Origin of the sequence: Sutterella massiliensis, from assembly GCF_016899755.1 — a bacterium.
GTDB lineage: Bacteria > Pseudomonadota > Gammaproteobacteria > Burkholderiales > Burkholderiaceae_F > Sutterella > Sutterella massiliensis.
Window position 1 is genome coordinate 1 of the sequence record NZ_JACJJC010000025.1, and the last position, 20987, is coordinate 20987.

General features: G+C 61.1%; 21 protein-coding genes. 5 read left to right on the forward strand and 16 right to left on the reverse strand.

Translation table 11 applies throughout. The features are described from left to right. Positions 1-309: 309 nt before the first annotated feature. From H6A60_RS10450 to H6A60_RS10470, 5 genes are all read right to left on the reverse strand, one after another. On the reverse strand, positions 310-747 hold the full coding sequence (locus H6A60_RS10450; RefSeq protein ID WP_205104340.1) for an Hsp20/alpha crystallin family protein: 438 nt from the start codon (positions 745-747) through the stop codon (positions 310-312). Between the two features lie 247 nt (positions 748-994). After that, positions 995-1531 carry a sensor histidine kinase gene (locus H6A60_RS10455; RefSeq protein WP_205104343.1) on the reverse strand — a complete coding sequence of 179 codons (537 nt, stop codon included), beginning with the start codon at positions 1529-1531 and terminating at the stop codon, positions 995-997. A 250-nt stretch (positions 1532-1781) separates the two neighbouring features. Next, on the reverse strand, positions 1782-2219 hold the full coding sequence (locus tag H6A60_RS10460; protein WP_205104345.1) for an Hsp20/alpha crystallin family protein: 438 nt from the start codon (positions 2217-2219) through the stop codon (positions 1782-1784). A gap of 247 nt (positions 2220-2466) precedes the next feature. Continuing rightward, on the reverse strand, positions 2467-4020 hold the full coding sequence (locus H6A60_RS13960) for an ATP-binding protein (RefSeq protein WP_205104347.1): 1554 nt from the start codon (positions 4018-4020) through the stop codon (positions 2467-2469). A 33-nt stretch (positions 4021-4053) separates the two neighbouring features. Continuing rightward, positions 4054-4722, reverse strand: coding sequence for a response regulator (locus H6A60_RS10470; protein ID WP_205104349.1), 669 nt, complete (start codon positions 4720-4722; stop codon positions 4054-4056). A 268-nt stretch (positions 4723-4990) separates the two neighbouring features. Here H6A60_RS10470 and H6A60_RS10475 point away from each other — a divergent pair, with 268 nt between their 5' ends. Both H6A60_RS10475 and H6A60_RS10480 read left to right on the forward strand, forming a co-directional pair. Beyond that, positions 4991-5773 carry a hypothetical protein gene (locus H6A60_RS10475; protein WP_205104351.1) on the forward strand — a complete coding sequence of 261 codons (783 nt, stop codon included), beginning with the start codon at positions 4991-4993 and terminating at the stop codon, positions 5771-5773. Between the two features lie 65 nt (positions 5774-5838). Continuing rightward, a complete protein-coding gene (locus H6A60_RS10480; RefSeq protein WP_205104353.1) occupies positions 5839-6369 on the forward strand; it encodes a pyridoxamine 5'-phosphate oxidase family protein in 531 nt (176 codons plus the stop codon). Positions 6370-6466: 97 nt separating this feature from the next. On the opposite strand, the gene H6A60_RS10485 is transcribed toward H6A60_RS10480, so the two are convergent. Beyond that, complete coding sequence (locus tag H6A60_RS10485) at positions 6467-7429, reverse strand: TDT family transporter (protein WP_205104355.1); 963 nt, start codon at positions 7427-7429, stop codon at positions 6467-6469. Between the two features lie 271 nt (positions 7430-7700). On the opposite strand from H6A60_RS10485, the gene H6A60_RS10490 reads away from it, so the two are divergent. Continuing rightward, on the forward strand, positions 7701-8633 hold the full coding sequence (locus tag H6A60_RS10490; RefSeq protein WP_205104357.1) for a LysR substrate-binding domain-containing protein: 933 nt from the start codon (positions 7701-7703) through the stop codon (positions 8631-8633). A gap of 181 nt (positions 8634-8814) precedes the next feature. Continuing rightward, positions 8815-9390 carry a flavin reductase family protein gene (locus H6A60_RS10495; protein WP_205104359.1) on the forward strand — a complete coding sequence of 192 codons (576 nt, stop codon included), beginning with the start codon at positions 8815-8817 and terminating at the stop codon, positions 9388-9390. A gap of 86 nt (positions 9391-9476) precedes the next feature. Here H6A60_RS10495 and H6A60_RS10500 read toward each other — a convergent pair whose 3' ends face one another. From H6A60_RS10500 to H6A60_RS10545, 10 genes are all read right to left on the reverse strand, one after another. After that, positions 9477-10112: a YczE/YyaS/YitT family protein gene (locus H6A60_RS10500; RefSeq protein ID WP_205104361.1), complete on the reverse strand. Its 636-nt coding sequence runs from the start codon at positions 10110-10112 to the stop codon at positions 9477-9479. Between the two features lie 562 nt (positions 10113-10674). Continuing rightward, positions 10675-10911: a hypothetical protein gene (locus H6A60_RS10505; RefSeq protein WP_205104363.1), complete on the reverse strand. Its 237-nt coding sequence runs from the start codon at positions 10909-10911 to the stop codon at positions 10675-10677. A 563-nt stretch (positions 10912-11474) separates the two neighbouring features. Next, positions 11475-12944, reverse strand: coding sequence for an aldehyde dehydrogenase family protein (locus tag H6A60_RS10510; protein WP_239477712.1), 1470 nt, complete (start codon positions 12942-12944; stop codon positions 11475-11477). 473 nt (positions 12945-13417) lie between these two features. Further along, positions 13418-14488, reverse strand: a complete 1071-nt coding sequence (locus tag H6A60_RS10515; protein WP_205104367.1) for a methyltransferase — start codon at positions 14486-14488, stop codon at positions 13418-13420. 72 nt (positions 14489-14560) lie between these two features. Then, on the reverse strand, positions 14561-15592 hold the full coding sequence (locus H6A60_RS10520; protein ID WP_205104369.1) for a 4'-phosphopantetheinyl transferase family protein: 1032 nt from the start codon (positions 15590-15592) through the stop codon (positions 14561-14563). A 2-nt stretch (positions 15593-15594) separates the two neighbouring features. After that, entirely contained in the window at positions 15595-16863 is a 1269-nt protein-coding gene (locus H6A60_RS10525; protein WP_205104371.1) for a beta-ketoacyl-ACP synthase, read from the reverse strand. 62 nt (positions 16864-16925) lie between these two features. Beyond that, the gene (gene fabG / locus H6A60_RS10530; protein WP_239477713.1) at positions 16926-17690 is read right to left on the reverse strand and encodes a 3-oxoacyl-ACP reductase FabG; all 765 of its coding nucleotides are present in this window, start codon (positions 17688-17690) and stop codon (positions 16926-16928) included. A gap of 27 nt (positions 17691-17717) precedes the next feature. Next, positions 17718-18251, reverse strand: a complete 534-nt coding sequence (locus H6A60_RS10535) for a hotdog family protein (RefSeq protein WP_239477714.1) — start codon at positions 18249-18251, stop codon at positions 17718-17720. Further along, positions 18248-19495 (reverse strand): beta-ketoacyl synthase N-terminal-like domain-containing protein, encoded by a 1248-nt coding sequence (locus H6A60_RS10540; protein WP_205104373.1) that lies wholly within the window; start codon positions 19493-19495, stop codon positions 18248-18250. Before H6A60_RS10540 ends, H6A60_RS10535 begins: the two co-directional genes overlap by 4 nt. Positions 19496-19612: 117 nt before the next feature. Beyond that, positions 19613-20476, reverse strand: coding sequence for a nucleotide pyrophosphohydrolase (locus H6A60_RS10545; RefSeq protein WP_239477715.1), 864 nt, complete (start codon positions 20474-20476; stop codon positions 19613-19615). Positions 20477-20878: 402 nt separating this feature from the next. On the opposite strand from H6A60_RS10545, the gene H6A60_RS14060 reads away from it, so the two are divergent. After that, a partial coding sequence (locus H6A60_RS14060; RefSeq protein WP_205103386.1) for a MerR family DNA-binding transcriptional regulator occupies positions 20879-20987 on the forward strand: 109 nt, incomplete at its 3' end.

A 20987-nucleotide genomic window follows, 5' to 3' on the forward strand; every position in this document is an offset into this window, starting at 1 on the left:
GCGTCTGCGACCGCATGGGGTGGCGCATCGAACTGCTGCCGAGCGAAACGGGGGCGCATTTTCGCGTGACGGTCGTTGATGTCGAGGACCGCGAATCCAAGCCGCTGCGCGCCGACGAGCGAGGCGAAGCGGGAGCATCATAGGCCGCGAGGAAACTGATCGAGCAAGTCGGTCAAACCCACAAAAAAAACGCGCCTGCGGCAACGGATGCCGAAGGCGCGTTCAATCATTTGCTGTTCGTCATTTGCCTGGTAATTTTATTTACTCGGCTATTCGTCCGACATTTCGATTGGACTTTATATTACCCAATTACTGAATCGTAATGGCGCGATGTTCCTCTTCTTTGACTTCCTTCTTCGGAATTGAAATTTGAAGGATGCCGTTTTCGAACTTCGCCTGCACGTCCTTTTCAGTAATGCCGTCGCCGACATAGTAGCTGCGCGAGCACGAGCCGCTCATGCGTTCGCGGCGCAGGTAGTGACCCTTGTCGTTCTTTTCCTCGTGTTCAAGACCCTTGCTCGCCGAAATGGTGAGGTAGCCGTCTTTGAGCGTGGCGCTGATTTCTTCCTTCTTGAAGCCCGGCAGATCGATGTCGAACTCGTAGCTCTCGGGCGTCTCGCGCACGTCGGTGCGCATGATGCGGGAGGCGTTCTTGCCGAAGAGCCGATCGTGCTTCATCACGGGGAAGAAGGCGTCGTCGAAGTCGTCGAACATATTCTTTTCACCGTAGAGCGTAGGAAACAGCATGGTATTTACCTCCATATCCGATCTGCTCGAAGTATTCACTGAATTGTTCGAAGCGTTTGGGTGCGTTTCGATTCGTTCGTTGTCATCTCTTCGAGCGTGACCGGAATCAAAACTATTCGGAACTTCTCTTCGAAGCTCCCGTCTGACTCGTATATGGGTGCGCTCCGAAAGGTTTTAAAGAGGTTGATTGCAACAAATTGCAACCGGTTGCGCGCAGGCGGTCGCCGGACGCCCTGCTGCCGCTCAGTCAGTCCTCGCACGGCTCGATCGTGACGGCGAGCCCCTTGGCACCGGGCGCTGCCGTCGGTGCGGCATCGGCGAGCGTCACGCGCCAGCCGTACTTCTCGGCAAGCGTCTTGACGATCGCAAGTCCGAGGCCCGTACCCGTCACGCCCGTGCCGAGCACGCGGTAGAAGGGATCGAAAACGCGGCCGCATTCTTCGGACGCGATGCCGGGCCCCGTGTCGCGTACGGTGATTCGCTTTCGGCCGAGCTCGCAGCGCAGGCGTACGGCATCGCCCTCGGGCGTGTAGCGCGCGGCATTCTCGAGGAGATTGCGCAGAATCGTGAAGAGATCGTCCTCTGAAATCGGGAACAGCCGATCGTCGTCCGATGCATCGTCATCAAGTCCTTCGACTTCGACTTCGAATTCGAGGCGCTTGCGTTCGATGTCGGGCCAGACGTCTTCAACGGCGCGTCCGATGGCGGCGGCAATATCTGCGGCGGCGTCTGCGACCGCATGGGGTGGCGCATCGAACTGCTGCCGAGCGAAACGGGGGCGCATTTTCGCGTGACGGTCGTTGATGTCGAGGACCGCGAATCCAAGCCGCTGCGCGCCGACGAGCGAGGCGAAGCGGGAGCATCATAGGCCGCGAGGAAACTGATCGAGCAAGTCGGTCAAACCCACAAAAAAAACGCGCCTGCGGCAACGGATGCCGAAGGCGCGTTCAATCATTTGCTGTTCGTCATTTGCCTGGTAATTTTATTTACTCGGCTATTCGTCCGACATTTCGATTGGACTTTATATTACCCAATTACTGAATCGTAATGGCGCGATGTTCCTCTTCTTTGACTTCCTTCTTCGGAATTGAAACTTGAAGGATGCCGTTTTCGAACTTCGCCTGCACGTCCTTTTCAGTAATGCCGTCGCCGACATAGTAGCTGCGCGAGCACGAGCCGCTCATGCGTTCGCGGCGCAGGTAGTGACCCTTGTCGTTCTTTTCCTCGTGTTCAAGACCCTTGCTCGCCGAAATGGTGAGGTAGCCGTCTTTGAGCGTGGCGCTGATTTCTTCCTTCTTGAAGCCCGGCAGATCGATGTCGAACTCGTAGCTCTCGGGCGTCTCGCGCACGTCGGTGCGCATGATGCGGGAGGCGTTCTTGCCGAAGAGCCGATCGTGCTTCATCACGGGGAAGAAGGCGTCGTCGAAGTCGTCGAACATATTCTTTTCACCGTAGAGCGTAGGAAACAGCATGGTATTTACCTCCATATCCGATCTGCTCGAAGTATTCACTGAATTGTTCGAAGCGTTTGGGTGCGTTTCGATTCGTTCGTTGTCATCTCTTCGAGCGTGACCGGAATCAAAACTATTCGGAACTTCTCTTCGAAGCTCCCGTCTGACTCGTATATGGGTGCGCTCCGAAAGGTTTTAAAGAGGTTGATTGCAACAAATTGCAACCGGTTGCGCGCAGGCGGTCGCCGGACGCTCTGCTGCCGCTCAGTCAGTCCTCGCACGGCTCGATCGTGACTGCGAGCCCCTTGGCACCGGGCGCTGCCGTCGGTGCGGCATCGGCGAGCGTCACGCGCCAGCCGTACTTCTCGGCAAGCGTCTTGACGATCGCAAGTCCGAGGCCCGTACCCGTCACGCCCGTGCCGAGCACGCGGTAGAAGGGATCGAAAACGCGGCCGCGTTCTTCGGACGCGATGCCGGGCCCCGTGTCGCGTACGGTGATTCGCTTTCGGCCGAGCTCGCAGCGCAGGCGTATGGCACCGCCCTCGGGCGTGTAGCGCGCGGCATTCTCGAGGAGATTGCGCAGAATCGTGAAGAGATCGTCCTCTGAAATCGGGAGCAGCCGATCGTCGTCCGATGCATCGTCATCAAGTCCTTCGACTTCGAATTCGAGGCGCTTGCGTTCGATGTCGGGCCAGACGTCTTCAACGGCGCGTCCGATGGCGGCGGCAATATCGGCGGCGGGCGCAGCAGCGGCGTCCGCGCTTGCGGCACCGGAAGCGGCCGACGCAGCCCCGGTGGCGCTTGCCTGCGCGCGCTTCAGGACAAGAAGCTGATTCACCTGACGAACGGCGCGATCGATGACGCGCCGCAGATTGTCGACGCGCTCGCGCGCGGCGGGCGAGAGTTGCTCTTTGGAAAGCCTTTCGGCCTGCAGCGAAAGGGCCGCAAGCGGCGAGCGCAGCTCGTGCGCGGCGTCCGCGACAAAACGTGCTTCTCGCTCGCGCAGTTCGCCTACGCGCGAGAGCAGCCCGTTCACGGCGTCGACGAGCGGCTGAATTTCGCTCGGGATCGCCTCATCGACGACGGGGGCAAGATCCTCGCCCGTTTTGGCGGCCAGCGTCTCCCGCAGCGATCGGACGGGTGCGGTCATGCGCTTAAGCACCCAGCCGAGCGTGAGGCCGAGGAGGCCGGTAAAGAGCAGAATCGGAATTGCCGAACTCAGTGCATCGTTGAGCGCCTCTTCCCAGACGTCATCCGTCTTTTGCGCGACGGCAACGCGGTGCCCGTTTTTGAGGCCGAGCAGCAGAATGCGCCACCGCTCGCCGCCGATCTCGACCGTGCTGTGGCCGCCCGGTATGTCATAGGCGGGTCTCAAACGCAAGGCGCGACCGCTTTTGTGAAGGGTATTGACGAGAATTTCGTCGCCTTGGGCCACACCTGCGCGCGGATCCGAGTCGTCCAAAAGGTAACGCTCTTCAAAGTCGTCGTCATCCATGTAAAGCACTTCGAAGGCGGGCGGCGTCTCGCGGAAAACGACGTTCGTGCGCGCAAGAATCCCGGCCGTTTCTTCGAGCACGTCGTCCTGGTGCTCAGCCGCTTCGTGGTAGGAGACGGCAAAAAGCACTGCGCTCGAAAAGACGAGAAAGAGCGCAACAAGTCCCGCACTCAGGCGGGCGGCCCGGCGAACGAGCGACGGGTGGGCTTTCCGTTCGTTCGCGGTCCCCGATGCGGGCTGCGCTGGCGGCGCAGATGCCTCGGCGACTCGGGCGCGACAGTCTTTGAGCCGGTCTTTCAATGCGCGAAACGCGTGCGGAATTTTCACGGTGTCTTCTCGTTTTTGATTTCGGATGCGTCTTCAGGCGTCTTGCTTCGGGGCCGTCATCCAGCCGAGGCCGCGCACGTTTTTGATGACTTGAGCGCCGAGCTTTTTGCGCAGACTGTGAATCAGGTACTCGACTGCGTTGCTTTCGGGTTCTTCACCTGCACCGTAAATGCGGTCTTCGAGCGCGCGGCGCGAAAGGATGGCGCCCGGACGTGCGAGGAGCGCCGCCATGAGCGCGTATTCGCGCCGAGAAAGCGGTACGGATTCGCCGTTGACGATCGCCGCTTTGGTTTCTGCGTCGAGTGCAACGATGCCGTTGCCGAGCCGATTTTCGGTGGCGCCGCGCCGGCGCCGCAGCACCGCGCGCATGCGTGCGAGGAGTTCGGCGACATGGAAGGGCTTTACGAGGTAGTCGTCCGCCCCTGCGTCCAAGCCCGCGAGGCGATCGTCGAGCGCATCACGCGCCGTAAGAATGATGACGGGCACGTCGTCGGCGCGCTCGCGAATGGCTTTCAAAATCGACATCCCGTCGAGTCCGGGCAGCCCGAGATCGAGGAGCACCATTTGGTAATTGTTGAGCCCGAGCTGCGCGAGCGCATTCTTGCCGTTCGAGACATGCTGAACGGCGTGCATTTCGTCCGTGAGCGCGCCTTTGACCGCTTCGGCGATCATCGGGTCGTCTTCCACCAAAAGTATCCGCATGACTGGTCCTCGTTTGCCTTCTCTGCGTCCGAGATGATTTTTTTTTCGAATGAATTCCATTCTATCGAGCGCGGCGTTTGCGGAACTTGGGCGAAACTTAGGTTGAAGCCGGCGCTCGACATTCGGAACAAAACGGCAGCGTCGTCTGCGGCTAGAATTTCGCCCGACAGAAGTCAATGAGCCGCGCGTAGAGCAATCGCGGCCGAAATCGAATTGTTGATCGGTGCGTGGTTCTGCACGCACGCCAAAACCGAATCGAAGGAACGACATGACCGAAGAAAACCGCAATGAGGGACGTCACACTGCCGACGATGCGGCACTCACGGGCTTTGCGCTTTTGCAGACGCCTGCATGGGAAGCCGACCGCTTCCGCGAGCTGCTGGAAGCCGACTGGGGCGAAAAGATCGAAGCGCCCATGCCCGCGCCGGGACGTCCCTGGATCTTCCCGTACGCGGGTTCGGTTGTCGTGGTGGGGCTCGAAGCGCACTCGCTGCCGGCGCGTATCGGTGAGGATGCGGCGCGCAGCGCCTGGCCTTTGGCCGAAGAGGTGGCGCACAACCACCTCGGCGCCGTGATTGTCGCCGTTGTTCCCGAATCGGCATCGCTCGCGGAAAACGCCCGCAACTTCGTGAAGGTGCTCTCGAGCCTCTCGAAGCTGCCGAACGTCATGGGGCTTGCTTCGGCCGGCCAGATTTTCTCGCCCGCGGCTTTCCGCTCCGCAGCGCTCCAGATCGAGGAAGCGCCCGAGATGTTCCCGGCGTCGCTTGTCATCTATTTCGGCACTTGGCAGGAAACCGAAGGCGCGCAGCCCAACGGGTGCACGTTCGGCCTCGGCCGCTTTGCGCTCCCCGAAATCGAAGTCGAGCCGAGCGAGCTCGACGCAGTCGCCGTTCGAGCGCTTCTCGAGGCGGCCGTGCGCGTGCAGATGGAAACGGGCAAGGTCTTTAAGGACGGCGACGTCTTTGCGCACCAGGGCGTCGAATATGTCGTGCACTTCGGTCCGAGTACCGGGATCCCGGGTACGTCGACCCTGCACCTCGAAAAACATTGATGCGATCGAGCGCCGCAGCCGTGAATCGGTTTCAAACGGCGAGCGGCGCGAGCAAAGGAACTGCCATGACAGAAAGGAACGAATCGAAGACGCCGCTCGACACATCGAGCGTGCCGCAGCGCCGTGCGCCCATGCCGAACGAGGACGCGTTGGCGCTCATTGACGCTGCCAACTATGCCGTGCTCTCCACGGTTGACGAGGCGGGCAATCCCTACGGTGTGCCCGTGAGTGCCGCTCGCGACAAGGCGGCCGAAAAGCCCGTGCTCTACTTTCATTCGACCGCGTTTGAGGGCAGCCGCAAAGCGCTCAACATGTCGGCCGTCGACCGTGTGAGCCTTTGCTTCGTCGGACGTGCCGTAACGGTGGGCGAGCGGTATACGGTCGACTACGAGAGCGTCGTTGCGGCCGGCCGCGTCGAACGCGTGACGGCTAAGGATGAGCTCGCTCATGGGTTCGACGTCCTCCTGAAGCGCTTTTCGTCGATGTGCGGCGAAGAAGCGAACCGCCGTTATTTGGAAGCGCATGCTTCGTATATGCCCGCGCTCTGGCGCGTTGCGGTCGATCGCCTTACGGGGAAGCGCCACCCGGCCGCGTAATCGACCGTTTTGGCTTGAGTCCCAAAAGAAAAGCCCGCGTCGGGTAGCCGAGCGGGCTTTGTCTTTGGGGAACGGTCTTTTCGGGGCCGCTTAAGAATCAGGCTTTTGCAGCCATGAAGACGCTCAGGTTCTTCATATAGAGGATGAAGACATATGCGATGACGACCGTCGCGACGAAGAGTTCGAAATGCGCGAGGCCGCGCAGCTGCGCCACATAGCTTTCCGTACCCGGATATTCGGCCACAAGCGCCGCAGTCTTATAGAGCGCCGTTGCGCCGATTGCCATCGGGAACGTGAAGGCGGCGTAGCCCGGCGAAAACTGAAGGCGCAGCAGTCGCCAGAACGAGAAATAAATCGCGACCGTCATGAGGATCGAGATCCCGAATAGGAGTGCGACGATCAGAAGAGAGGGCGATTCGATTACCGTGAGATAGCCCGCAAGCGAGAGCGAGGCGGGTGCAGCCATGATTGCGATTGTGGGCTTGGCGGCATTGGGAACTTCTTCAAAGAAGATCAGTCGGTAGAGCATCACGGGGAGCATGATCGCGTAGGCGCACATGCCGATCGCGAGCAGTACATGAGCGAAGGGCAAGAGCGCTTCGCTTCCGGGGAACGTGACGTCGGCCACGATGATCCCAACGGGCGGCACAAACCACGAAGGCACCATATTGGGCAGAATTCGCTCCTTGGCGCGGAAATAGATGAAGGCCGCGAGTGCCATCAGGTGGCCCGCGACGGCTGCGCACCAGAGTGCGAGTGCGAAATCGGGGAATGCATCGTAAAGCGCTCGGGCTACGACCATCAGGCTCATGGCAAAGGTCGGCACAATGCTGCCGACAACCGGATGCGCGAGGTCTTTGACAAGCGTGTCGGCGTGCAACACAAAGCGCACGAGGAGCATCGCCAAGAGGGCAGCCGCGACGACAGCGCCCGCAATCTGCCCCCAGCCATTCAGGGGCAGCGCATTTTCCATGCACCAGCCAAGGCTGCCGATGCCGAGCGCAAGACCTGCCATCGGGGTCGGCAGACCGCGGAAGCGGTAGTGAACCGAACGAAACATATCAGCGAAAATCCTCATTGCCGAAATTCAAAGAGTGCACGATTGTACTTAATAAAATGGGCTTTTCCGTTCAATTTCGATGAATTATTCGGTATAATTTGTTCAGATATTTCGAACGGCAGCGTGTTCAGCCGGTCGGCGCGGCCAGTGCTTGGTTCGTGTTCGATCGGGGTGTCTGCGGACGTAGGCCTGCTTTCGAATTCTGCGCAACTTTTATCGCGCTCGCCGTTTCTTTCAAGAGCGGTGCGGCGCCAAACGAAGCGGTACGCCCATGATTTCCGTCACCATTCGTCAGCTTCAGGTCTTTCTCGCCATCGCCAAGAGCGAGAACATCGGCAACGCGGCCGAGCAGCTCATGATGAGCAAGAGCGCCGTTTCTCAGGCGCTCGCCGAGCTCGAGACGCGTCTCGGCGTGCAGCTTTTCGACCGCAGCCGCGGGCGCATCTACCTGACGGCCGAGGGCCGCCGCCTGATGCCGCAGGCCGACGAAATGATCAGCCGCGCAACGGGTATTTCCGAACTCTTCAAAACCGAAAAGAAGTTCAGCCACTTCCATGTCGGCTGCACGCGCACGATCGGCACCTTCATGATTGCCGAGCTTTTGCGCGGCTTTGAGGACGAAAAGGGGTGGCTGCCGACGGCGATGATTGCCAATACGCACACGATCGCCGAGCGGCTCGCGCGCTTTGAGCTCGACACGGCGCTCATCGAAGGGCCGGTGACGGACCCCGATCTCGTGACCGAGCCCTGGCTCGAAGATGAAATGATCGTGATCGCGCCGAAGGAGCATCCGCTAACGGGGCGTCCCATCAGCTACGAAGAGCTTGCCCAAGCGCGCTGGATCCTGCGCGAAGAGGGCTCTTCTTCGAGAAACTTTTTCGACACGCAGTTGCGGCAAAAGCTCACGGTCGCCAACGTAAGTGCCGAACTCAACAGCTTTGACGCCATTTTGCGCGCCGTGATCCAGGGGCTCGGGCTCACTTATATCTCCAAGCGCATTCTCACCGACCCCTTCTACGGGCGCTTCTTCTCGCGCATCGAATTGCCCGACCGCTTCCACCGACAGCTCACGTTCTGCCACCAGCGCGACAAATACTTGGCCGACGACGTGCGCGACTGGATGGATCTCTGTCGGCGTTATGCCGCACGTCAGATGCGGCTCGAAGAGGAGCGCACAATTCGCGCATACGGACTCGAGCGCTGAAAAAAAATCCGATTGGCTTGCAGTTCTTTGCCGCAAGTGCGGCAATACGCGAGGATCGTATAGAAATCGGCTAGAAACGGGCAAGGCGCAGCCTTGCCCGAATCGTATCCGCGGGCAGACAATGTCTCCTATCGACGCCGTTCGTTCGGCGTCATCGAACGATTTTTTCGGAGGATTAGTAATGGAGCACATTCAGTCCGTTGCTGCGGATAAGGTCTACCGCATCTTCAATATCGGTGCGACCTCGGTCGTTTCGGCCGAGCACGAGGGCGTTGCCGACGCCATGGCTGCCGCTTGGAATACGTGTGCGGAGGTCCTTCCTTGCAAGGCGGTTGTTCTGATCGACAAGACGCACTTCACGCGGCCGCTCGTTGAAAAGAGCGGCTACTTTGCGCTGCAGTTCCCGACCGTCGGCGTCGCGCGCGAAACGATGTATCTGGGTTCCGTCTCGAAGAACGACAATGCCAAGAAGCTCGAAGAGAGCGGTGCGGAATTCTTCAAGATGCCGGGCTGGGAAATTCCTCTCATGAAGGGATGCGCTGCGTGGGTGATCTGCAAACACATCCCGCGCCCCGAGAACGAAAAGGACTTCGACCTCTTTGTGGGTGAAGTGGTCGCCGCCTGGGCCGACGAACGCGTCTTCAAGGACGGCCACTGGCTCTTCGAAACGGCGCCCGACGACATGAAGACGCTGCACTATGTGGCGGGCGGGCACTTCTACAAGATTGGTGAAGCACTGGATGTACCGGGCTACTGATAGCTGATAGCGCGTATCTACCATAGAAGAAAAGGCGCGGCGCGATCGACCATCGATCGCACCGCGTCTTGCACTTCGGGGCTTGCTCAGTCGAGCACGCGGTGCTTCGGGAAGAGCCGTCCCCAGACGATAAGCACGCGCTTGGCGATCTGGCCGCCCAAGAGTGCCGCGATAAGCGTGCCCTCGCGCACGCCCACTACGGTACCGAACAGAATGAGCGAGAGGGTAGAGGCAACGACAACGAGAAAAATGTCTATACCCATGCGAAGCGTCCCGAAGGAACCGCCCCAGCGGCCGAGTACGGCGAGTACAACGCCTTCGGGCGGCAGAATCGCGATGCGCGCGAATACCATCGAAGCGATGCCGATCCCGACGCCGAGCGTGCCGAGGAGCACGTAGCCGATCTGCCCGACGTAGGTTTCGGGAGCAACGAAGGACGTAACCATCATCGCAATATCGAAAATGAGCCCGAAGGCTGCGCAGATCGGCAGCTGACGCAGCGCTTTCTGAAGAATGGCCCGCGAGTCGATGATGATCTGAATCACGAAGAAAAAGAAATTCGTGAGAAAGACGAAAAAACCCATGGAGACGCCTGTGGCGCGATTGAGTACGAGCGCAACGCTGCTCAACGTACCGGTGCCGAGCTCCGCATGCGTTGTCGTAGCAATGCCGAGCGAGAGCATGCAGAGCCCGAAAAAGAAAATGAGCATGCGCTGAATCATGGGGAACGCTTCCAAAAATAAGGTGTAAAGGACCTCGACCCACCGGAACACAGTCAATTCCGGCGGGGGCGGGACAAACAATTTCTTCTTTCTGCCGCGAGAAACGCCGACGACAAAGCCCGCTGGCTCGACGGAGTCGAGTCGGCGAAGCAGTTGAACGACAGGCGGTTCGGGCGGCGGACCGCATCGGAGACGTGCGGCGCGTCGAATCGGCGGCACTGGTACGGAGCGCTGGGCTCGAGCGTCTGCGCACTTGGGCGCAGGCGGCTTCGGGCGGGAAGCGGGGCGTGCCGGAGTCGGCCGGAGGAGTGAGCGCTCTCTGAAGCGTCGCGGTCGGGTATCCGAGGCAGGAAAACCGGGGAAAAGCGGCCGATGGCGGCTTGGAGCGCTGCGCTTTCGCTTAACTCGCGGGGAAACGAGTAAGGCGAACGAGCAAGGTCGGCGTCTCTCGAAAGCGCTTAAAGAAAATAATCATTTGCGTGCACGAGGTCAAATGAACGGAAACTATGGGTTTACGGGCGGTGTTTGGATAAGCGACCGGCTCATCGGGCTTCGTCGTCAGTCAATGTGCGGGTCGATTTGGTGTTGGCTGCGAGAGATTCCTGCAGCATCCGCACCATTCGTTGATGATGTCGGCTTTTTCCTTCGGGATCACGCCGAGTTCACCCTGCGCCTTGGCAAGCGCGGCTTCGGTGTCGAGCCACTTCTGGGCCCAGGCGCGCCCGGAAAAGACTTCACGCATTTCGGCGGTGCTGAACATGCTCGCGAAGATGCGGCTGTCGAGGACGGTGGAAGACATCGTGCAAACTCCTTTTGGATGCGGTAGGAAGAATGAATTCGCGCAGCGCTGCGGCTCTGCCGGCTCGGATCGGCAGCCGTTTGCCGCACCGTTGCGCTTGGCGTGAAAACATTCTTCCCGAGCGTCGAAATGCACGTTGTAAACTCCGCTTTTGTCTTGACGTCGTCGGACAAAAAGCATTCTTTAATGTGCGAAAAATCTATAGATGGTTTTATGTTCGGTTTGTGTAGGCCACTCAATGAGACCGTACATAAGGCTCGAGCCCGATGTTTGAGCGGATTGCCCGTGCCTTGGGGCGAATTTAAGGCCAATAAAAGCCATACAAATTGAAAATAAGTCCGGATGAAGCCCGCTGAACCGACCTTGCGCTTGCCGACAGGTGTCAGCTGCGACGATAGTGACAATACGAGAAGGTTGCGAGCGTGGTGAGAGTCGTACGAACCTCATGCGAAACAAAAAAGCCCCGACAGCAATCTGTCGGGGCGCCCGCGTTTGTTGCTGGAACTCAGTAAAGCAGCAAACGATTTCGGATCAGTCAAAGAAGAAAAAGATCAACTAAATTTTTAGAAAAATCCTCGCTTCACTTCGGAAAGAGAAATGTATACGTTCTTGTGCTGGCTATAGTGTTCGAGCATCATCTTGTGCGTTTCGCGCCCGATGCCCGACTTCTTGTAGCCGCCAAAGGGCGTGTGCGCCGGGAGTTCGTTGTAGGTGTTGACCCACATGCGGCCAGTCTGCACGGCGCGTGCCACGCGGAATGCGCGGTTGATGTCGCGCGTCCAGACGGCGCCGCCCAAGCCGTATTCGCTGTCGTTGGCCATGGCGACGACTTCTTCTTCGGTCTTGAAGCGGATGACGCAGGCCACCGGCCCGAAGATTTCGTTCTGTGCAACCTTCATATCGTTCGTGACGTCAACGAGGAGCGTCGGCTGCATGAAGGCGCCCTTTTCAAAGCCCGGAATTTCGGCGGGTTCGCCGCCTACGGCAACGCGCGCGCCTTCCTTTTTGGCTTCCTCGACCCAGCCGACAATCTTTTCGAGCTGACGGCGATTGATCTGCGAGCCCATCTGCGTCGTCGGGTCGAGCGGGTCGCCGACCTTAACGGCCTTGAAGGCTTCGACAAGCTTGCCGACGAATTCGTCGTAGATTTCATCCTGAACAAAGATGCGTGAACCCGCGCAGCAGACCTGGCCCTGGTTGAAGAGAATGCCGATCTGAGCGCCCTCGATGGCGCGATCCATGTCGCAGTCGGCGAAGTAGATGTTCGCGGACTTGCCGCCGAGTTCGAGCGTCGCCGGAATGAGTCGATTGGCGGCGGCGCGCGCAACGTCGTAGCCGACTTCGGTCGAACCCGTGAAGGCGAGCTTCGCGAACCCCGGATGGTCGAGCATCGCCTGACCCGTGACGGCGCCGCGGCCCGTGATGATGTTGACGACGCCGGCAGGAAGGACTTCGTTCATGATTTCGCCCAAGACGAGGAGCGAAAGCGGCGTCGTGGAGGAAGACTTGATGACGACGGTGTTGCCTGCGGCGAGCGCGGGTGCAAGCTTCCATGCGCCCATGAGGAGCGGGAAGTTCCACGGAATGATCTGACCTACGACGCCGATCGGTTCGCGAAGCACGAGCGAAAGCGTCTTGTCGTCGATCATGACGGCTTCGCCTTCATCGGCGCGCAGGGCGCCGGCGAAGTAGCGGAAGTGGTCTGAGGAGAGCGGTACGTCGACAAGCGTCGTTTCGCGAATCGGCTTGCCGTTATCCATCGTTTCGACGCGGGCGAGGTCGGCAGCGGCCGCATCAATGCGGTCGGCGATTTTGAGGAGCAGCGCCGCACGATCCGCGGGCGAGGTGGCGGCCCAGGCCGGGAACGCCGCCTGCGCAGCGGCAACGGCGCGATCGACGTCCGCCGCGGAAGCGTCGGCACACCAGGCGAGGTGTTCGCCCGTGGCGGGATTGGTCGTTTCGAATTCGCGTTCGCCTTCGGCGGCAGTCCATTCGCCGTTGATGAGAAGACCGTAGTGATCCTTGAGCTGCATACGCAACCTCCTTGGAGAAAAGTGGGGGCGGCCGGCAATGCGGCAAAGCGCCGTTCGCTTGCGCAAATGCGCCGCCGATGCTTCGAATCTACTCGCAAGGATTTTGTTCGCCCATAGATCGTTGTGAGGTTGATTGTCCCTTGTCGATAGGTCGTCCGACTTAAGTCGAATCAATGGAAGGGATCCCTTCCGAACGGGCTCTTTCGCGCGGTTGGCTCTGCGGAAGGCGTCGCGCGCAGGCGATTCGAGCGGCCCTCCGCCGTGCGGCGGATGAGCGACAAATAGAGCATTCGGGGGGCGACAACTGAAGCATTCGGCAACAATTTGGCTTGCGTCCAATAGCTTCTGAAAACACAAAAGCATCACGCCGATAGTCGAAAGACTATCGGCGTGCTCGGAGTTCGAATTGCTGTGCCGCTCGGGATATCGAAAGTTCGAACGAAGGACGGGCGTTTCGGCAATTCCCGTTTCGATCAGGCCTTCTCGAGCAGGAAGAGCGTATGGCTGATGCCGAGATTCGGGTGTTCGGACACGATGCGAAGACCGGCTTCGCAGAAGAGCTTTCGCAGCGCCGGGCCGTTAAAGAAGCGGCTGCGGCCGTTGGCCATCACCGTGAAGTAGAGGCTTGAGGCCGCGAGCGAAAGTTCCGCGGCCTTGTGGCGCTGCTCGTCGACGAGCGGCTCGAGCACGGCGAGTGCGGCGCCGTCGCGCATCGCTCGGCGGGTGCGCTCGAGAATGGTCTTTGCCTCACTTTCACTGAAGCAGTCGAGGAACTGGCTCATCCAGTAGAGATCCGCTCCCGCCGTGCCTTCGAGTTCGCTGTCGGTTAACCAATCGATCGAAATCGTACGGATGCGCGCGGCATAGGGCACGATTTCTTCACGCGCGAGGAGCGCCTCGGTTTCTACGGGCAGATCGACGAAATAGGCGCTCGATTCCGGGAACCGATCGAGAAAAGCCTTCGTAAAGCGGCCGGTGTTGCCCCCGATGTCGACGAGCGTGCGCCACGCGGGGTTTACGCTCGCGAGCACGTCGAGCGCGGCTTCGTAAGCGCGGTCGCTGTGAAAGTGGTCGAACCCGAACCAGGCGCGGCGGGCACGCTCGGGGAGTTCGGGCAGATGCGGGTAAATGGTCTTCCATTCGGGATTGAAGGCCGCAAGTCCCGCCGGACGTGCTTCTAGTAGCGCCTCGAGCGTCTTATCGAGCCCGACGTAGTTGACGTCGTCGGCGAAGAAAAAGTTCGCGCGCGTCATTTCATCGAAAAGGAGGCAATCGGCAACGGGCGTCGTCGAGAGGGTCCCTTCGGGGCTGCGCGTCAGAACGTCGGCCGCAGCGAGAATGTCGGCCATGACGGCGGCGGCATAGGGTGGGATCTCCAGCGCCTCGGCATAGGATTCGGCCGTGCCGCCCGAGTGGCGCGCCACGGCTTCGAGAAACCCTGTGTGCAGTGCGGCCGAAACCGCTTTGAAGATAAAAGGCGCAAAGGCAAGTCGCTGCGCGGCAAGCAGCGTGTCGAGAAAAGCGTGTTTTCGGTCTCTGGTCATGACGCGGTTCGGGTCGGTGTACGGTTGGTCGGTTTGGTGCTCGAACTCTTTAGCTCGGAAGCGTTTGACGCTTCAGGTGCCTTGATCTTCGCGAAATTCTTCAAGCATGCGCAGAAAGAGAGCGCTGCGTTCGGCCGGCGTGCCCGTGAGCGCAAAGACGGCAGGCTCGGCCGGAGGCGACTTCTCCGCAGGCGCAAGCACGGAGAGCAAGAGCGTTCCCGAGCGGTAAAAGTACGCGCTGAGCCGCCTGCCTTCCGGGGCGCGAACGACGAGGGCGGCGCGCCGGCCGTCGGGGAGCGCCTCAAACGAGCTCTTCGCGCGCGGGTGCGTGACAAGCGCCTGCGGCGTGCGGTTCATTTTGATTTCGCTCTCTTTGGCGCCCCAAAGCGCAAAGAAGACTTCCGTGAACGCTTCGGGGGGCAGCCGTTCGGCTGCGCGCGCAAGGATCGCTGCGGCGTCCGCCCCAAAGGCAAAGTCGGCAACACTCATCAGGCGCTTGACGGGACGCGGCCGCTCAAGGTCGATGCCCATGGGCGCGAAAGAGAGCGACGCGGCGGTGCCGCCCGCGGCATGTGCGAGCGTGAGCCAAAGCGCGGGTGCTGCAGTGCTCTCGGACGCGGTGCGGCGCATCAGAATCGGACCGTAGGGCGGCTCTTCGGCGTAGACGTATGCGGCTTCCCTCTCACGCTCGGCCGACATAAAGCGGGCGGCGAGGAGCAGCGCCGAAAGGCGTGCGGAAAAACTCTGCCTTCGCCGATTCGGGTGCGTAAAGGTCGAAAGCCGTTCACGACAAGCCTTGGGCAGCGCGGAAAAGAGCGCTTCGTCGTTTGGGGCAGCTTTATCGGCTTCGTCGGCCTCTGCGTCCGGCAGAAGCAGTACGACGCTTGAGACGCGCCCGGCGCGCGCTTCGTCAATCGCGCGGTCAAGCGCCGCGAGACCTGTTTCGTCGGGTGCGATGCGCACGGGCGCGCGGTTGAAGCCGAGCGGCGCACCGTCGGTGCCGAGCACGGCTTGCGGAAAGTCGGGCGCGAGCGCCGTCTGGCGCTCGAGCGCCTCGGGCGAATGCAGGGGGCTTGCGGGTTTCAGGGCGGCGTTCGGCGTCATCTTCAGAGCGCCTCGTCGCCCGGGAGCCACTTGCGGAAAAGTAGGCTCGTATTGATGCCGCCGAAGGCAAAGTTGTTGCTCATGACGATGCGCTGCTCGAGCGGGCGCACAGACCCCGTGACGTAGTTGAGAGGCGCACAGGCCGGATCCGGATTTTCGAGGTTCAGGACCGGTGCGACAAATCCGTCGATCATCCCGCGAATGGCAAAGATCGCCTCGAGCGCACCGCAGGCGCCGAGCGTGTGGCCCATGTGGCCCTTGTAGGTCGAATAGGGGACGCGGCTGCCGAAAACCGCGTGCGTGGCGTGGCTTTCGGCAACGTCGCCGCGATCGGTGGCGGTGCCGTGCCCGTTCACGTAGTCGACGGCTTCGGGGGCAATCTCTGCGTCTTCAAGTGCAAGCCGCATCGCCGCAGCCATCTGCTCAGACTGCGGCGTCGTGATGTGCGCGCCGTCGCTGTTCGTGCCGAAGCCGAGCACTTCGGCGTAGATGCGCGCGCCGCGCGCGAGCGCATGTTCGAGCGACTCGAGAATGAGCGTGCCCGCGCCTTCGCCGACCACGAGCCCGTCGCGGTCGCGGTCAAAGGGACGCGGCGTCATTTGCGGACGGTCGTTGTAGCGTACGGATGTCGCAAAGAGCGTGTCGAAAATGGCGGCATCCGTCGCGTCGAGTTCTTCACTGCCGCCCGCAATCATGACGGATTCTTTGCCCGAAGCAATCGTCTCGTAGGCGTAGCCGATGCCTTGGCTGCCGGAGGTGCACGCGGACGACGTCGGAATGATGCGGCCTTTGGCGCCTAAGTAGATGCCGATATTGACTGCGGCCGAGTGCGACATCATGCGCACGTAGGTCGTCGCCGTGATGCCGCGGCAGGAATTCGTCAGAATGAGGTTCGCGAGTTCGGCAACGGCACACGGCTGACCGGCCGAAGAGCCGTAAGCGATGCCCGTTTCGGGCGACGCAATGACGGGCGAATCCGCGAGTCCAGCGTCCTCAAGGGCGTCGAGCGCCGTTTTGACCGCCATAACCGCAACGCGTCCCATCGAGCGCGTGCGCTTTCGCGAGAAGCGTACGGGATCGAGCTCGAAGGGTTTGGCAGGCGCAGCCACGCGCGTATTGAGATCTTCGACGTTCTCCCAGGCGTGCATGCGGACGATGCCGCTTTCGTTGCGCTCGAGTGCGCCGCGCACGGCGGCCCAATCGTTGCCGAGCGGAGAAATGCCGGCCATGCCGGTGATGACGACGCGGTGGAGAGTTTTGGTTTTATTCATCGGAAGAACTCGCTCTGACGGATAAGCTTGGCTGGTGTGCTCGCGGGACTCGACTGCAGTTTTTATAAGCCGCCCGAAACGGGAATGACGGCGCGCGTAACGTAGGCGGCCTCCGGTGAGAGGAGGAACTTCACGACGGCGGCAACTTCTTCGGGTTCGCCGATGCGTCCCATCGGAATGAGGGGCGTAATGCGATCTCGGTCCGCGTCGGTCGTCATTTCGGTGTTGATGAGGCCGGGCACAACGACGTTGACCGTAATGCCGCGGCTTGCGAGTTCCGCGCCGAGCGCTTTGGCCGCACCGATCAACCCCGCCTTTGCGGCCGAGTAGTTCGTCTGCCCGCGCGTGCCGTGAATGCCCGAAATGGAGCTCACGACGACGATGCGCCCGCGGCGCAGGCGCGCTATCGGGAGCAGCACGGGCTTGAGAACGTTGTAAAAGCCCCCGAGACTCACGTCGATCACGTCGTCCCAGTCGCTTTCGCTCATCCCGACGAGCGGACCGTCGCGGTTGATGCCGGCGTTCAATACGATGCCCCAGTAGGGGCCGTTCGCTTCCACGTCGGCCGAGAGCGCCGTGCGGGCGGCTTCGCGGTCGGTGACGTCAAAGTAGAGCGCGCGCGGCAGAGTACCGAGCGCGGCGAGCTCCGCGAGAAGACTGTCGGCTTCGGCCGAGGGCTTGCGGCCGTTCACGACGACGTCGTAGCCCGAGCGCGCGAGCGACAGCGCTACGGCGCGGCCGATGCCGCGGGTGCTCCCCGTGACGAGAACGGTCTTTTTCGCTGAAGCCGAGTCGGCAGCGGACGGTTGCATTTTGCGGGTTCTCATGGTGCTGAAATGGCGTTGGGAGAATGTTTATCGAATGATTTTTGCGGCTGCGTTCGGTTCGTCTTCGTCGAAGTAGCCGGGCGGCGGATTGAAAACGGTGAGCATGGCGCTTCCGGCGGGCTCGCTGCCCTCGTCGCTCTCGAGGGTCACGCGGCAGTCGAATTGCCAGAGGCCGTCGTCGCTTTCGAACGTTTTCTCGACTCTGCAGTGCAGGCGGCTGCCGACGGGAAAGGACGGGGCGTTGAGCAACATGCGGCGCGTACCCAAAAGGAGACCTTCGCGCGGTTTGTCGCCCGCGAGAATACGCATGCGGCCCGCGAAAATGCCCACCGTCTGCGCCATCACTTCGATAAGGCCGAGCGCCGGAAAGCGCCCGTTCTCATTGAGCAGAAGGTTGTCCGCTCGAATGACGGTGCGGCTTTCGGCAGCGCTGTCGTCGGCCGAGAGCGCCGTATCGATAAGCTGCATCGGCGGGCGCTGCGGCAGCAGCAAAACGGCATCGCACGGAAACTGAAGTGCGGCTGCGGGATTGCCGCCCGCGCCGGGGGCTTGCGTCATCATCTGTGCTTTGCCTCCTTCACGTCGTCAACTGCTTCGAAAACAAGCGAAATGTTGCTGCCGCCGAACGCAAAGGCGTTCACAAGAACGCGTCGGCAGTGCCTGCGCTCGGGGCTGCGGACGAGCGCCAAAGGCGCGAGCGTCAAGTCGAGGGGGAGCTCGGCCGGGGTATTGAGCGGGAGCGTCGTTTCGCCCGTTCTCAACGTATCCGAGATGAGGAGACAGGCAACGGCGCCCGCAAAGGCGCCCGCGCCGGCGAGTTGGTGGCCGACAGCGCGCTTCAGGGACGCGGCAGGCGCTTTGTCACCGAAAAGCGCGTGCACGGCGCTCGCTTCCATGCGGTCGTTTTGGTCGGTGCCCGTGCCGTGAAGTACGACAAAGTCGATATCGTCGGGCGCAAGGTCTGCGCTGCGAAGTGCGGTCCGCATGGCTAGAAGCGCACCCGCCCCCGTCGGGTCGGGCGCGGAAATATGATGCGCGTCGCTCGTTTCGCCCCAACCGACAAGCTTGAGGCGCGCGACCGACTCGCCGAGCACGGGTTCGGTCGAGAGCAGCAGAAGAGCGCCCCCCGGGCCGAGCGCGAGACCTTCGCGCGCGGTGCAGAAGGGGAGCGACCCCTTGGGCGTACGCGCGCCGAGCGCGAGAAAGCCCGCGTCCGTGAGGGGATTGACGAGATCAAAGCCCCCCGCGATCGCTGCACGAACGCGTTCGCTTCGCAAAAGTCTCGCGCCTTCGGCGACGGCCTTGGCACCCGCCGTGCAGGCGGTCGAGAGCACGTAGGCCGGGCCCGTGAGGCCGAGGACGGCTGCCGCCGCGCCGGCACTTCGACCGAGCGACATGGGAAGCCAAGCCTGCGGGTGCGGCGCATGATCGGGCGCAGCCGCCGCTTGAGATATTGTTTCGGCAAGCCCGGCCGTCGTCGTACCTGCGACGAGCGCGATGTCCTCGGGCTTGATGCCCGCCGCAAGCGCTCGGTGCGCGTGCGGCGCGGCGAGCTCGACGAGTTCGGCGAGACCCGCCGTGCGGTCGGCTGGCGCGATTTTTCCCGCTTGAAAGGCCGCTTCAACGAGGGCGGCACCTTCGTGGGCGGGCGTTGTCCGCTTTGCCCCGTTGTCAACGAGCGAAAAGCCTTCAGAAAGCGCCTTCATCACGGCAGCGCCATCGCGCCCGAGCACGCAGGAGAGCGTCGCGGCGTGCACATAGACAGGCTTCTCGGCCGCGCGCCGCTGCGCGCTTTGTTCTCTCAATTCATTCGGTGGCGTAGTCGTCTCGTGCATGGCTCTGAAAACGTTGTTGCGGCGACGCGAGAAAGCTCAAGCGCCGGGGTCGCGTCGAACGGTGCCGCAATTATAGGATCGGCTCGCTCAGCACTTGGCTTCGAGCGCCGCAACGATTCTCGAGAAAATCCCCGCGTCGGCGGCCGAGAGGAAGGCACCGTCGCGGCGACGCTCTTCCCGGAGAATCCCGATCAAAAGCGAGAGGAGTGAAAGCGGCTCGAGCGGAGCGAGGTCGGCTGCGTCCGGGTAGCTTGGGAGCGTCGTCGGATAGGCGCCGTCGAGTACGGGCTTCGTGAAGACTTTCGCAAGCTCGTCGAGCACCGCCCAGATCCTCACGGTTTCCGGCGCATACTGAACGAAATAGATGCGGTCGTTCGAAGCGGAGGTCCAGGCGCCGGCAGGGTGCGACTTCAAAAAACGCGCATATTCGACGAGTGCGGGCATGGCGTTTTTGAGCGGTGCGAGCGGATCGGGCGCGTCTTCATTAGACATCTTTGCTGCGAGCGCTTCGGCTTCTTCGGCACGCGCTTTGGCTTTGAGTACTTCGTAGCGGTCAAGCCCCTTTTCGGCAGCCATGCTTTCGGCAGGGTACTTCGCCTCCGTTTTTTCGAGCTTCTCGAGAACGGCTTCATCAAGCGACGCACCGAGCCGATCCGCGAGGAGCACCGCGTAGGTCGCGATGTCGGCGAGTTCTTCGAGCATGCGCTCGCGCTTCTCCAGACACTCGGCATCCGGCCCCGACCACTGAAAAAGTTCGAGCAGTTCGGCCGCTTCAAGCGAAATGGAAATCGCCAGGTCCTTCGGGTGGTGATACACGGCCCAGCCGCGCGCGTCGCGAAAGGCGCGGATCTTCGCGCAGGTGACGGGCGAGAGCATTTGGACGGCAGGTTCGTTCTGCGCCGCCCTTTTCGCGAGACGTTCTTTCTGATCAGAGGTGTTCGGCGTAGGCATCGTCGTTGTCCGTGAGAACTGTCGGAATCGGTTGTGCGGCGCGTTTGGCGGCAGGACTTATCCGGGAAACAAAGTGGATTTACTCGTGCTTAACGCATGTGGAGGCGCTTAAGAAAACTCAAGCGGAATTGAGGTCAGTGTAATGCTTAAGCATTCTTGTAGATGGCTATCCTTCCGTATCGGTGATTGTCCTTGCACGGGCTTGCTCTCGCAAGCATGCGCGGGCATACCTTGTCGATGGCGAGCTCCCTTGGCATCACAACACACAAGAAAGCATACCTGTTCCCAACCAGCACATCGCGTTTGTATTCGAGAAAACCCGAATACTTTTTTAGAAGTTTGGAAATGTGCGGGGTTAAACTAGTTGAAGAGAAGTCTTCCGAAACTACCAGGGGGACTTCTATGCTCTGCTCGATTGGCATTATCGCCAAGCACTACGGTGTTTCTCCCAGTACGATCAGGCGCTGGGCCCAACGCGGTCTGATCAAGGTCGCCTGCCGTACATTCGGCG